This window comes from Prevotella sp. S7-1-8, from assembly GCF_000758925.1.
GTDB lineage: Bacteria > Bacteroidota > Bacteroidia > Bacteroidales > Bacteroidaceae > Prevotella.
Genome location: NZ_JRNC01000033.1, coordinates 75478 through 89051 on the forward strand (window position 1 = coordinate 75478; position 13574 = coordinate 89051).

A 13574-nucleotide genomic window follows, 5' to 3' on the forward strand; every position below is an offset into this window, starting at 1 on the left:
ATTAACACTTTAAATCTGAAGACACAATGGAAGAAAACATTCAAGCCGAGGCCATAAACGAACAAAAGGCCGAAGTAAAATATACATCCAAAGATTATAAGAAAGGGCAACCCCGTTGGTGTCCCGGATGTGGAGACCACGGCTTCTTGAACGCGCTGCAAAAGGCCATGTCAGAAATTGGAGTGGCGCCATACGAGACGGCGGTAATATCCGGTATAGGATGCTCAAGCCGACTGCCCTACTACGTCAACACTTACGCCATGCAAACCATTCACGGCAGGGCCGCGGCCATAGCCACGGGAGCCAAAATCGTGAACCCCAAACTGACTGTTTGGCAAGTCAGTGGAGACGGAGACGCGCTGGCTATCGGCGGCAACCACTTCATACACTGTATGCGCAGAAACGTGAACCTGAACATGATTTTGTTGAACAATCGCATCTATGGCTTGACAAAAGGACAATACTCGCCGACCAGCCCGTTTGGCTTCGTGTCTAAATCGAGTCCTTATGGCACGGTTGAGGAACCGTTCAGGCCGGCGGAGCTGTGTTTTGGCGCGCGCGGAAAATTCTTTGCGCGCACCGTCGCTTCTGACATTTCGCACACCGTCGAAATGCTCAAGGCCGCCCATCATCACAAAGGCGCCGCCGTGTGCGAGGTGTTGCAAAACTGCGTCATCTTTAACAACGGCATCCATGACTCCGTTTACTCTTCTACCGCGCGCAAGAATAACGCCATCTATGTGGAGCACGGCAAGCCGTTGGTGTTCGGCCCTAACAAGGAGTTTGGATTGGTGCAGGATGGATTTGCGCTAAAAGTGGTGGAAATAGGCAAGAACGGTTACACCATGGACGACGTGTTGGTGCACGACGCTCATCGCGAGGACGACACGCTGCAACTCAAGCTCGCCATGATGGATAACGAGCATGGATTCCCGGTGGCGCTCGGCGTGATACGCGACGTAGAGGCTCCTTGTTATGACGAAGCCGTGAATATGCAGATAGAAGAAATCAAACAGAAAAAATCTTACCACTGCTTTGAGGAGCTCTTGGAGACCAACGATATTTGGGAGGTGACAGAATAATCTGGCGGCAGACTGCCTGGCAGCCTTTCTCGCGGTTTTGAAAGATTTGAGAACTAACCAACGCAAGCTTTCGTTTAGTGCCCTGCAACAATATGTCGCAGGGCGCGTTGATTGAGGCGCCAAGTTTCAAGCGGCATGAAAGCGGCCCGTCCTTAAAACGCCCACGACAAGGACTGTCAAGGCAGGCCGGGCAATGTCGGCAATCCTGGCGATATTGCCAACGCGGCGAAAACGCAAATGGGAAAGGACAATTCGGCAGGAGACATTCGAAAAAACGCGAACGGGAACACCCATAACGCGCAGCCCCCTCCGCGCCAAGACGTTTTTAAGGCCACGCGCTACCGCGCGAGCCATTTGGCTTGATGGCCCGCCTCGATGTTGCCACCCTGTTGGATGGCATTAAAAAGAACATTGACAGCGCGCGCGACAATCAAAGGCCGATTGCGCCATTGTCGCGGCATGTCGCGGCGCGCGCTTATATCTTGTCGCCATAGCACAGGTCGCCGGCGTCGCCAAAACCGGGCACGATATACTTGTGCTCGTTCAGTCCGGGGTCGATGGCGGCGCACCAAATGGTGGTTTTGTCGCCGGGAAACGTTTGCTTGACGTGCGCGATACCCTCCGGGGTGGCTATCACGCAGCACACATGGATGCGCTTGGGCGTTCCCTTGGTGAGAAAAGCCTTGTACCCCAACTCCATGCTGCCACCCGTGGCGAGCATCGGGTCGACAATGACCAATGTCTTCTCGTCCATGCTGGGCGTGGCTAAATACTCCACGTGAATATCCACTTCGCGATGCTCGGCATCGGTATACTCGCGATAAGCGGACACAAACGCGTTGCCAGCATGGTCAAACACATTGAGAAAACCTTGGTGAAAGGGTAACCCGGCACGAAAAATGGTGCCCAAGACAATCTTGTCAGACGGCACGAGAACAGTTGAGATGCCTAATGGCGTGGCAATCTTCTTGGACGTGTAATCCAACTTTTTCGACACCTCAAAAGCCTCAAATTCACCAACGCGCATAATGTTGTTTCGAAATAAAAGACGATTTTTCTGATATTCGACATCTCGAATTTCGGCCATGTACTGCCCAATGATGCTGTTCTTGTCCGACAGATTGATAATTTCCATAATGTTGTGGTATTTTCTTTGGTGGAAAAGGCATAGAAGTCTCTGCCTTAATTTGTTTGCGATTGCAAAGTTAGCAAAACGGATTAATTTTGCAAAGCCTAAATGACAAATAAGTTCTGGGCATATTTATTTTTAATATCTTTAACCTAAAAAGGTTTGCGTTGTCGAAAAATTCACGGTTAATGCTTGTTCACACGCCCACTTTTTGTTAACTTTGCAAATAACATAACAAGGATATAATCACTTTTACAACTTAAATACATTTAACGAAATGGCAAAGTTTAATAAATCTGTGCTTGAAAAGTACGGTATCACTGGTACTACCGAGGTAGTTTACTGCCCCACTTACGAGACTCTCTTCGAAGAAGAGACAAAGGAAGGTCTTGAGGGCTTTGAAAAGGGTCAGGAGACGGAATTAGGCGCTGTATGTGTGCAGACTGGTATCTATACCGGCCGCTCGCCCAAAGACAAGTTCATCGTGGACGATGAAAATTCTCACGACACTGTATGGTGGACAAGCGACGAGTACAAGAATGACAACCACAAAATGACCAAGGACGCTTGGAAGGTTGTGAACGAATTGGCCAAGAAGGAGCTTTCTAACAAGCGTCTGTTCGTTGTCGATGGCTTCTGCGGCGCCAACAAAGACACTCGCATGAAGATTCGTTTCATCGTGGAAGTGGCTTGGCAAGCTCATTTCGTAACTAACATGTTCATTCGTCCTATCAACCAAGAAGAGTTGGACCAAGAGCCCGATTTCATTGTTTACAACGCTTCCAAGGCCAAGGTTGAAAACTACAAGGAGCTCGGTTTGAACTCTGAGACCTGCGTGGCATTCAACGTTACAACCAAAGAGCAAGTTATCTTGAACACATGGTACGGTGGCGAAATGAAGAAGGGTATGTTCTCCATGATGAACTACTATTTGCCATTGAAGGGCATCGCGTCCATGCACTGCTCCGCCAACACAGACAAGAACGGCCAAAACACCGCCATCTTCTTCGGGCTTTCCGGCACAGGCAAGACAACCCTTTCGACCGATCCCAAACGCCTTCTCATTGGTGACGACGAGCATGGATGGGATGACAACGGCGTGTTCAACTTCGAGGGTGGTTGCTATGCCAAGGTTATCAACCTTGACAAAGAGTCTGAGCCTGACATCTACAATGCCATCAAGCGCAACGCTCTCCTTGAGAACGTTATTGTGGACAACAATGGCAAGATTGATTTCACGGACAAGAGCCGCACCGAGAACACCCGCGTCTCTTACCCAATACACCACATCAAGAATATAGTTAAGCCTATCTCGGCTGGTCCCGCCGCCAAGCAGGTGATCTTCTTGAGCGCCGACGCGTTTGGCGTGTTGCCTCCCGTGTCTATCTTGAGCGCGGAGCAGACCAAGTATTACTTCCTCTCCGGCTTCACCGCCAAACTCGCCGGAACAGAGCGCGGCATAACTGAGCCTACGCCTACATTCTCCGCTTGCTTCGGCCAAGCTTTCCTCGAGTTGCACCCAACAAAGTACGCGGAGGAGCTGGTTAAGAAGATGGAAAAGAACGGTGCCAAGGCTTACTTGGTGAACACTGGCTGGAACGGTACCGGCAAGCGTATCTCCATCCGCGACACACGTGGTATCATTGACGCTATCTTGAACCACTCTATAGACGAGGCTCCTACCAAGACCATACCTTATTTCAACTTTGTGGTACCTACAAAGCTTGAAGGTGTGGCTACCGAGATACTTGATCCACGCGACACTTACGCTGACGCTTCCAAGTGGGAGGAGAAAGCCAAGGACCTCGCCGCGCGTTTCATCAAGAACTTTGACAAGTATACCACAAACGAAGCAGGCAAGGCTCTCGTGGCCGCTGGTCCCCAGCTTTAAGCTGCCGAATTTGTAATACATAATATAAAAAGCCCGTTCCATCGTGAATGGGCTTTTTGTATTTAGCCTAAATGTAACAAAGTGATATATTTATTAAAACTTGCAAAAATATTTTGTGTGTACGGAAACAATGTTTATCTTTGCATTGTCTTCGTGAGAAGATACACATAAAGTTTCATTAGGTTAGTAGTTTGATAGATTTTTAAGGTAAAGATTAGGATTATGTTATTAGATTTTGAATCAGCTGGAATATCAGTTTAGGTCATTTTTTATGACTGTTCTTAGTATTATTGCTTAGGCAATGCTGATATCCATTAACATTATTCTTCCTAAAAGACAGTGTGAGTGATCATATTGTCTTTTTTGTTTATATATGGGTCGGTATCGCGTACCCAACGTCGCCAAGCCCGTTAATGGCAAGTACGCTATGCAAGTGTACGGCATGGCTTTTCCAACCCCATACAAGCCGGCTATGCCATTGACCTAAACCATAGATTGCGCGCGTGTCAAATGGAAACGGTGGTTGTCGTTGGGCATCTATAATATACGTGCACGCTGCCTAATGGTAATTCGTGGGGTGTATACTTTGGCGCGCCAAAAACATCGCGCCAACGGCACATGAGGCGAAGTTTTTAAAATATACGGCGCCAATAGTGCTGCGTACAAAATAATTCAGTAACTTTGTCAACGCTTATTGATCATTCCGCCATGGTGCGTCGGGTATCGACTTTGCGCCCTGACGAAAACTTTCGACACTCATGACACCACCAGCCATTCACTTTTCTTTCCAATCGTTGTGGCGCTCCCTGATGCCTGTGTATGGCAATAGCGAGGGCGAGGCGAAAGCCGTGACACGGCTTCTGCTCGAAGACATTTTTGGCATGACGATGGCCGATATCTGTGCTGGGGCGTTGGAACGGATGAACACCGATGACAGGCGGCGGCTTGACTCCATGATGACACGCCTGCTACAAGGCGAGCCGGTGCAATATGTCATAGGCGAGAGCGTGTTTTGTGGGCGGCGGCTCATCGTGGAACCGTGTGTGTTGATACCGCGACCCGAGACCGCGCAGCTATGCCGCATGGTGGTGGCCGACCATGACAGACCTGTCTGTGCGTTACAACCGCCACTGCCCTTGAGGGTGCTTGACATTGGCACAGGCAGCGGTTGCATAGCCGTGACGCTGGCCATGAGCCTGTTTCGGCCGGAGGTGACGGCGTGGGACATATCGGCGGATGCCTTGTTGGTGGCGCGGGCTAACGCCAAGCGGTACGGCGCGCGCATAGATTTTAAACTGCAAGACGCACTCCGCGCGCCTCATGACGAGGAAAAATGGGACGTCATCGTGTCCAATCCTCCGTACGTCTCTGATAGCGAGCGTACTGACATGAGCCTTCATGTGCTCGACCATGAGCCACATACGGCTCTCTTCGTGCCCGACGACGATCCGCTGCTGTTCTACCGTGCCATCGCCACGTATGCCATGAGCGCCCTGAAAAAGGATGGCACGCTCTATTTTGAGATAAACCCACGCTTTGCCGAGCAGATGCGAGAAATGCTGCAATACATGGGATTTGTGGATGTGGAAATAATGAATGACGAGTATGGCAAGCGTAGATTTTGTAAGACGCGATTCGCCAAGGCATAAACTATTGCGCTTGGCGTGAGCGTCACCAAGAATGCCAAGCGGAGCGCAACAAATAGAAAGACCGAAGAATATGAGAGCATCGCATTCGATAACCGTCCAAGAAGCCGAGGCCAGGTTGGCCAAGCGCTGTATGCGTGGGGAGTGTTCCACGGGCGAGCTTGACGATAAAATGCGCGTTTGGGGACTAAGCGCGGACGACCGCCAAGCGGTGATTGACCGATTGATGGAACTCAAATTTGTGGACGACGAGCGGTTTTGCAGGGCCTTCGTGAACGATAAAGTGAAATACAACCGATGGGGACGGCGAAAGATAGAGCAAGCTTTGTGGCAAAAGCATGTGCCATCGGAGGTATCATCGCCTATACTCGACGCAGTGCCTGATGCCGATTACATAGAGGCATTGAGCTCTTTGCTCAACGCTAAATGGCATACTATCAAGGCCAATACCGATTATGAGCGGAGCATGAAGTTCATAAAATATGCCTTAGGGCGTGGTTTTGATATGGGTATCATATGCCAATGTATCAATGAGATGACCAACGAGGCTATGTTGGAGGATGAGAGTTAGTTTGCTGCAACGTTTTTTCGACCTTGTCGCCCCACGCACATGCTGTGTCTGTGGCCGACGGTTAGCGGCGGAGGAAGACACCATTTGCCTGTGCTGTAACTTGCGATTGCCCCGCACTAACTATGTGGACAGTCCTCGAGACAATGAAATGGCCAAATGTTTTTGGGGACGGGTGGAGCATCTGCAAAAGGCTGTGGCGATTTTTTTCCACGATGGTGGGTCGCAGGTTTCTTATCCCATCTACCGCTTGAAATATTTTCATCAACCCGATTTGGGATGGGCTTTGGGACGATTGATGGGACAAGAGTTGGAGGGGTCCGGTTTCTTCGACGATATAGACATCATCGTTCCGGTACCCTTGAGTCCCGATCGGCGGCGAGAGCGAGGCTATAACCAGAGCGAGCTCATAGCCCAAGGCATGGCGGACGTGTGTCACAAACCAGTGGCGCCGGGTGTGGTGGCCCGGGAAAACTTTGTTGGCAGCCAAACCAAGAAAGACCGTTGGGAGCGTAATCAGGGGGTAAAGGATGCGTTCAAGGTGGTCAACGCCGACAAAATAAGTAATTGCCACGTGCTCATAGTGGACGATATCGTAACGACCGGGGCCACCATAACCGCTTGCGCCAATAGCATGGAACAAGTTGAAGGTGTAAAAATCAGCGTGGCGTCGATAGCGTTTGTGTCACCCGGAATATAAATGGTGGGTTTCCTTTGCGTTTTCGCTATTTTACGTTAACTTTGCGTCGTGAACATCGTTCTTTTGTGCCTGATAAACAAGTTGGGGCGCAAAAGGCCATACAAAACAAACATTGACAGATGGACAACTACAAAAAAGATTTCGCCAAACGCCTGTTAGACATCAAGGCCATCAAGTTGCAGCCAGACGCTCCGTTTACATGGGCGTCAGGCTGGAAGTCTCCCATATATTGCGACAACCGTAAGACGTTGTCTTACCCAGACTTGCGCAGCTTCGTAAAGCAAGGCTTGGTCAATGTCATCAAGGAGCGTTTTGCCAATGCCAATGCTGTGGCTGGTGTGGCCACCGGGGCCATAGCGCAAGGCGCGTTGGTGGCCGACGCCCTGAATTTGCCCTTTTGCTATGTGCGTTCCAAACCCAAAGATCATGGCATGGGCAACCTGATAGAGGGCACGTTGCCTGCAAGCTCCAAGGTGGTGGTGGTGGAAGATTTGATATCCACGGGGGGAAGCTCGCTCCAAGCCGTCGATGCCTTGCGGCAAGCAGGTTTTGAGGTGGTGGGCATGGTGGCCGGTTTCACCTATGGTTTCGCCATTGCCGCCGAGGCTTTTCGCAAGAGTGGCGTGGAACTCGTCACATTGTCCGACTACGAGCATCTTGTGGAGGTGGCTCGAGAGACTGGATATGTCAAGGAGGGCGATATGGAGACGTTGCGCGAATGGCGCGAGGCGCCTGCGGAATGGCGCAAATGATACGTAAACTTGCACGCTTGTCTTGACGACCTTGCGTATGTTGCAAACAAAGAAAAAATAACAGAAATGTCAAAGTTAGAAAGCACGGTTCGACAGGTAAACTATCCCCAGCGGTCTGTTTACGGCATGTTGAGCGATCTCAACAATATTAATAAGGTGAAGGATAAGTTGCCGGAGGACAAGCTGGAAAACTTGTCTTTTGATAGCGACAGCATATCAGTATCCACGCCGATGGGAGCTGTGAAATTAGCGGTAGTTGATAGGGAAGAGCCTAAAACCATCAAGTTTGAAACCAAGGAAAGCCCATTGCCTTTCAATTTTTGGATTCAAATTTTGCCCGTTACCGAAACCACGAGCAAAATAAAGTTGACCATCAAGATAGAGCTAAACCCTTTTATCAAGGGCATGGTCAAGAAACCGTTGCAAGAAGCGTTGGAGAAGATAGCCGACGTGATTCAGATGATACGTTACGAATAGACATGGACGCATTTGCATGAAAAAGCGTTTGGGCATACTGTTCTGCCTTGTTGGCTTGCTTGCTGCTTGTGGTCCTGCCGAGGAGCAATATAGCAGGAGCTATTGCAGGCTTTATTTTGACAACGCCATACGCAACGATCCCACATTGGCTGCTGCGATGACGCGTCACTCGGGAGTTTTCGTCACCATTTCTATCGTGGGCAAACAGTTTGTTTTCGCAAGTAATCAAGGGGCAATTTCGCGTTGTGACATTTTGGCCGTGGACGAGCGGCGTAGAAACGTTTTGGGACAAAACAATGGCATTATCGTGGGATATGGCATGTCCGCGGACGCGTTTTTTTATGCTTACGACTGCGAATGTCCCAATTGCTTCGACTTGAACGCATTGCCGCGCAGGAGCCATAAGCTTGCCGTCAACGAGTTTGGCATAGCCACTTGCGGCGCCTGCAAACGCCAATACGACCTGAACAATGACGGGATAGTGCGTTTGGGGCCCGCCGGCAAAAAACTGACGCGTTACCGAGCTGCCACCACTGGACCGTATGGCGTGCTGAATATATGAGCCGAAATCTTTTCTTAAATAGTGTGAAACCTTTGGCATTCTGAATAATTAACAATATCTTTGCACAAGATTTTACGGTGCCAAGTGCCTCCAAGGCTGTTTCTCTCGCTTTCGTCGGGAAAGGGTGTTGGATGTTGGTGGTCGTTGTTTTTGATGGTTTAGACCGTTGCCGCAATGGTGGAATTGGTAGACACGAGGGACTTAAAATCCCTTGGCCAGTAATGGCTGTACGGGTTCGAGTCCCGTTCGCGGCACTTCCTAATTTTTTTTATTATGCGAAACCTTTTTATTAGCTCTCTTTCTGTTATCGCGTTGCTTGCCATTAGCTCATGTTCCAAGTTGGGACCGTTGTCGGCTGACAATTTCACGGTTACTCCCAATCCGCTTGAAACACAGGGCGGACAGGTGCCAGCAATCATCAATGGTGTGTTTCCAGCCAAATATATGAAGAGGAAGGCCGTGGTTACGGTCGTTCCAGAGTTGCGCTATGGCAACGGACAGGTTGCCAAAGGGAAAAGTGCCGTGTTCCAAGGTGAGAAAGTAATGGGCAACGACCAAACCATATCTTACAAGGTGGGAGGGCGTTACACCATGAAGACCTCATTCGATTATTTGCCCGAGATGCAACAGAGCGACATGTATCTAACGTTTGACGCTCGATTGGGCAAAAAGAAGGTGCAAGTGCCCGCGGTCAAAGTGGCAACGGGAGTGTTGGCCACATCGGAGCTGTACAGGCAGGCGTTGATGAACGCCGGAGGCTGCATCGCCCCCGATTCGTTTGAGCGCGTGAAAGCCATGAAGACCGAGGCCAACATCAAATTTCTCGTCAACCAAGCCAACTTGCGCAAGAGTGAGCTTAAGAACAACTCTGTGCAAGAGTTTGTGCAAATGCTCAAACAAATCAATATAGACCGCGAGGGGTTGAACCTTAGAAACGTGGAGGTGCGCGCCTACGCCTCTCCGGAGGGTGGTTTCAGTTTCAACGATAAGCTCGCGGAGAAACGAAAAGGCAGCTCGGAGAGCTACGTGAAGAGGCAGCTCAATGACGCCAAGTTGGGCGGCTCATGCGTGGACGCGCGTTATACAGCCCAAGATTGGGACGGCTTTAAGCGCTTGGTACAGGCCAGCAACATACAAGACAGGGATGTAATACTGCGTGTGCTTGAAATGTACAAAGACCCAGAACAGCGCGAGCAACAAATCAGAAACATGAGCGCGAGCTTCCGGGAGTTGGCCAATGGTATTTTGCCGGAGTTGCGTCGCAGCCGACTGGTCATCAACTATGAGACCATTGGGCGCTCTGACGAACAAATAAAGGAACAATATTCCAACGATCCGGCTCGCCTGAGCCCTGATGAGTTGCTTTACTTCGCAAGCTTGGAGGCAAGCGCTGCCGGCAAGGAAGCCATCTACAAGAAAACCGCGGAGATATACGACAAAGACTACCGCGCGTTCAATAATTTGGCCGCTCTCGCTTTTAACGAAGGCAACATGAGGCGCGCGAAAGATTTCATTCAGACAGCGTTAAGCAAGAATCCCAAGGCTCCGGAAGCCTATGCCAACCTCGCTCTAATCGATTTGAGGAACGGAGAGCTGCAAAGCGCCGAGAGCAATCTGTCCAAAGCCATTGACGCCAACGGTTTTGGCGAGCTGATAGGAAACTTGAATATAGCCAAGGGAAATTACGCCACCGCGGTGAAAAACTTTGGCGATGCCAGCTCGAACAGCGCCGCGTTGGCCCAAATTCTCAACAAAGATTACGCGGCTGCCGTGGCTACACTCAAAGGCATTAAGCATAGAGACTCGCTCACCGATTATCTCATGGCTGTGGCCCTCAACCGTCAAGGCAACACCGCCACCGCCAAAGATTATCTCCAAAAGGCCACTGCGGCAAATCCGGAATTGGCAGCCTACGCGGCCAAGGACCTTGAGTTCTCCAACTATAGATAATCCTTTTTCTCCATTTATGACTTGAAAGCCTTTTGCCGGATAGGCAGAAGGCTTTTTAAATTCAATCAATATGTATAAACGCTTGCTCCTGCTCTTTGTCATTGCGCTATCGCTGTGTTCTTGCGGAATAAACGGAAAACGCTTCAAAATAAAAGGGCACATACTCAATATCAACCAAGGCGAGTTCTACGTTTACGATGACATGGGGCTGATAAACGGCATCGACACTGTCAAAGTGGAGGGTGGGCGGTTTACCTACGAGATGGATTGCGAGCGTCCCACCACGGTTATGCTTGTGTTTCCCAATTTCTCCGAGCAGCCCATATTTGCTGAACCTGGCAAGGACGCAAGCGTGAAAGGAGACGCGTCGCACCTGAAAGAGCTGACGGTGGAGGGCACGAAGGCCAATGAGACAATGACCAAGTTTCGCTCCCAAATATCCAACGAGACGCCACCCGAAATCAAAAAACACGTGGAGCGGTTCGTGGAAGACCATCCAGAATCGCCTGTTGGCGCTTATCTCGTTAAGAAATATTTCATTGCCACCCCCCAGCCAGACTATCGAAAAGCTTATAAATTGATAGAAACGATGCTCGCCAAGCAACCCACAAACACGAAGTTGGCACAGTTGGCAAAGAACATCAAGAACATGAATAGCGCATCTGTCAATTCTAAACTCCCCATATTTACGTCATTTGACATGAACGGCCGTCGTGTGGCCTCATCAGATTTGTCGGTTGGTGTAGCCGTGATTTGCACGTGGGCATCATGGAGTTATGACAGCATGGACCAGTTGCGCGCCATCCAAAGGTCACGCAAGAAAGCCAAGGGCCGACTTAAAGTCTTGTCAATAGCCATTGAAGCAAGCAAGGTTGATTGTAAGAAAGCGTTGCAAAACGATAGTGCCTCATGGCCCAACATTTGCGACGGAGCGATGTTTGCCGGCAAAATCATACGGCAATTGGGCATGCTGAGCGTGCCCGACAATATACTTGTCAAGGATGGACGCATTATAGGCCGCTCGCTTTCCAGCAAAGAACTTGAGGAAAAAATAGCCCAGAGCTTATAGCGTTACATATGGATACCGATGAAAAAACTGTTCGATCATGCTTGTTAAAACATACAGTGCGGCTGTAAATGGTCTTGAGATCACGCCGGTTACGATAGAGGTGAGCCTGAATAAAGGTGTGATGTACCATCTCACTGGTCTTGGAGACGAGGCTGTGAGAGAAGGCAGGGACCGTATTGCAGCGGCCTTGTTGCACAATGGTTTTCATTTTCCGAAAGCTGATATCACAGTCAATTTGGCACCCGCCGACTTGCGCAAGGAGGGCAGCAGCTTTGACCTGCCCTTGGCGATAGCCATTCTCGCGGCTCACGGCCAAATCACCACCCCCGATCTTGACCGCTACATGATGGTGGGCGAGCTGAGCCTTGACGGCACCTTGCAACCCGCCAAAGGTGTGCTGCCCATAGCCATCAAGGCACGAGCCGAGCGCTATAAAGGACTCATCGTGCCACAAGCCAACGTGCGCGAGGCTGCCGTGGTAAACCATTTGGAGGTTTACGGCATGGAAACGATGATCGATGTCATCAAGTTTCTCGGAGGGGAGATAGCGCGAGAGCCTACTGTCGTTGACACGCGCAAGGAATTTTATGAGCGTCAGTACAATTTTGACCTTGATTTTGCCGATGTGAGAGGCCAAGAGAACGTGAAGCGTGCGCTTGAGGTGGCGGCTGCCGGTGGGCACAACCTCATAATGATAGGGCCGCCTGGCAGTGGCAAGTCGATGATGGCCAAACGCTTACCTTCCATCCTTCCACCGCTCACATTGTCAGAGAGTTTGGAGACCACGCAAATACATTCCGTCGCTGGCCAACTTTCTCGGCAGTCCACGCTTATCTCCCAACGACCGTTTCGCGCTCCCCATCACACCATTTCAGAGGTGGCTCTCGTGGGTGGTGGAACCAACCCTATGCCCGGGGAGATTAGCCTCGCGCATAATGGCGTGTTGTTTTGCGATGAACTTCCGGAGTTTAACAAGCACACTTTGGAGGTGCTGCGCCAACCGTTGGAAGACCGAGCCATTAATATCAGCCGAGCCAAATACACCGTCACATTCCCATGCAGCTTCATGTTTGTGGCCAGCATGAACCCATGCCCTTGCGGATATTACGGCGATCAGACCCATCATTGCGTGTGCTCGCCAGGGCAAATACAGAAATATCTCAACAAGATCAGTGGGCCGCTGCTTGACCGTATAGACATACAGTGCGAGATAGCAGCCTTGCCATTCAAGGATATATCAAAAGCCGCGCCGGGCGAGCCGAGCGTGAAAATTCGCGAACGGGTTATCGCCGCTCGTGGCATACAGACCGAACGTTTTAAGGATTGCAAGGATATACACTGCAACGCTCAGATGACTGAGCGCATGATCCATCGCTACGCCGAGCCAAACGCTGAAAGCCTCGACTTGCTGCGCATGGCTATGGAGCGACTGTCGCTCTCCGCGCGAGCCTATACTCGTATCCTCAGGGTGGCGCGCACCATCGCCGACCTTGCAGGCTCTGACCAAGTTAGCTCCGAGCATTTGGCTGAGGCCATCGGCTATCGCAACCTTGATCGTGGAAACTGGGCGGAGCGAGAGCTTTAAGTTTTTGGGTTAGGCCATGGGGCTTTGAAGACATGGACACGCTATTATCAAAAAGGACTCCGTAAGTTCCACAACAAGCCGATGGCGCAAAATCCAGTTCGTCAGCTGCCTGAAAAGGTTGTTGATTTTTCGATTTTCATGATTGCTTCCTTTATTTTGTTTT

Annotated in this window: 12 protein-coding genes and 1 tRNA gene; 12 read left to right on the plus strand and 1 reads right to left on the minus strand. The window is 50.3% G+C overall.

Annotation, left to right across the window (positions count from 1 at the left end; translation table 11 throughout):
* Window positions 1-26: 26 nt before the first annotated feature.
* On the plus strand, window positions 27-1082 hold the full coding sequence (locus tag HMPREF1640_RS05685; RefSeq protein WP_052051719.1) for a 2-oxoacid:ferredoxin oxidoreductase subunit beta: 1056 nt from the start codon (window positions 27-29) through the stop codon (window positions 1080-1082).
* A 475-nt stretch (window positions 1083-1557) separates the two neighbouring features.
* Here HMPREF1640_RS05685 and upp read toward each other — a convergent pair whose 3' ends face one another.
* Complete coding sequence (gene upp / locus HMPREF1640_RS05690) at window positions 1558-2217, minus strand: uracil phosphoribosyltransferase (RefSeq protein WP_036893120.1); 660 nt, start codon at window positions 2215-2217, stop codon at window positions 1558-1560.
* A gap of 271 nt (window positions 2218-2488) precedes the next feature.
* On the opposite strand from upp, the gene pckA reads away from it, so the two are divergent.
* The 11 genes from pckA to HMPREF1640_RS05745 all read left to right on the plus strand — a co-directional run bounded on the left by pckA (window position 2489) and on the right by HMPREF1640_RS05745 (window position 13411).
* The gene (pckA, locus tag HMPREF1640_RS05695) at window positions 2489-4102 is read left to right on the plus strand and encodes a phosphoenolpyruvate carboxykinase (ATP) (RefSeq protein ID WP_036893123.1); all 1614 of its coding nucleotides are present in this window, start codon (window positions 2489-2491) and stop codon (window positions 4100-4102) included.
* Between the two features lie 758 nt (window positions 4103-4860).
* On the plus strand, window positions 4861-5751 hold the full coding sequence (gene prmC, locus HMPREF1640_RS05700; protein WP_036893125.1) for a peptide chain release factor N(5)-glutamine methyltransferase: 891 nt from the start codon (window positions 4861-4863) through the stop codon (window positions 5749-5751).
* Between the two features lie 70 nt (window positions 5752-5821).
* The gene (locus HMPREF1640_RS05705; protein WP_036893164.1) at window positions 5822-6319 is read left to right on the plus strand and encodes a regulatory protein RecX; all 498 of its coding nucleotides are present in this window, start codon (window positions 5822-5824) and stop codon (window positions 6317-6319) included.
* A complete protein-coding gene (locus HMPREF1640_RS05710) occupies window positions 6309-7016 on the plus strand; it encodes a ComF family protein (RefSeq protein ID WP_036893126.1) in 708 nt (235 codons plus the stop codon). The genes HMPREF1640_RS05705 and HMPREF1640_RS05710 overlap by 11 nt, the downstream gene beginning before the upstream one ends.
* A 119-nt stretch (window positions 7017-7135) precedes the next feature.
* The gene (gene pyrE / locus HMPREF1640_RS05715) at window positions 7136-7768 is read left to right on the plus strand and encodes an orotate phosphoribosyltransferase (protein WP_036893127.1); all 633 of its coding nucleotides are present in this window, start codon (window positions 7136-7138) and stop codon (window positions 7766-7768) included.
* A 66-nt stretch (window positions 7769-7834) separates the two neighbouring features.
* Window positions 7835-8245 (plus strand): hypothetical protein, encoded by a 411-nt coding sequence (locus tag HMPREF1640_RS05720; RefSeq protein ID WP_036893129.1) that lies wholly within the window; start codon window positions 7835-7837, stop codon window positions 8243-8245.
* A 16-nt stretch (window positions 8246-8261) separates the two neighbouring features.
* The gene (locus HMPREF1640_RS05725) at window positions 8262-8807 is read left to right on the plus strand and encodes a hypothetical protein (RefSeq protein ID WP_036893131.1); all 546 of its coding nucleotides are present in this window, start codon (window positions 8262-8264) and stop codon (window positions 8805-8807) included.
* Between the two features lie 168 nt (window positions 8808-8975).
* Window positions 8976-9061 (plus strand) — tRNA-Leu (locus tag HMPREF1640_RS05730).
* 19 nt (window positions 9062-9080) lie between these two features.
* A complete protein-coding gene (locus HMPREF1640_RS05735; protein ID WP_036893133.1) occupies window positions 9081-10757 on the plus strand; it encodes a lipopolysaccharide assembly protein LapB in 1677 nt (558 codons plus the stop codon).
* A 70-nt stretch (window positions 10758-10827) separates the two neighbouring features.
* On the plus strand, window positions 10828-11826 hold the full coding sequence (locus HMPREF1640_RS05740) for a DUF4369 domain-containing protein (protein ID WP_036893134.1): 999 nt from the start codon (window positions 10828-10830) through the stop codon (window positions 11824-11826).
* 37 nt (window positions 11827-11863) lie between these two features.
* On the plus strand, window positions 11864-13411 hold the full coding sequence (locus HMPREF1640_RS05745) for a YifB family Mg chelatase-like AAA ATPase (protein WP_036893139.1): 1548 nt from the start codon (window positions 11864-11866) through the stop codon (window positions 13409-13411).
* The last annotated feature ends 163 nt before the right edge of the window (window positions 13412-13574 follow it).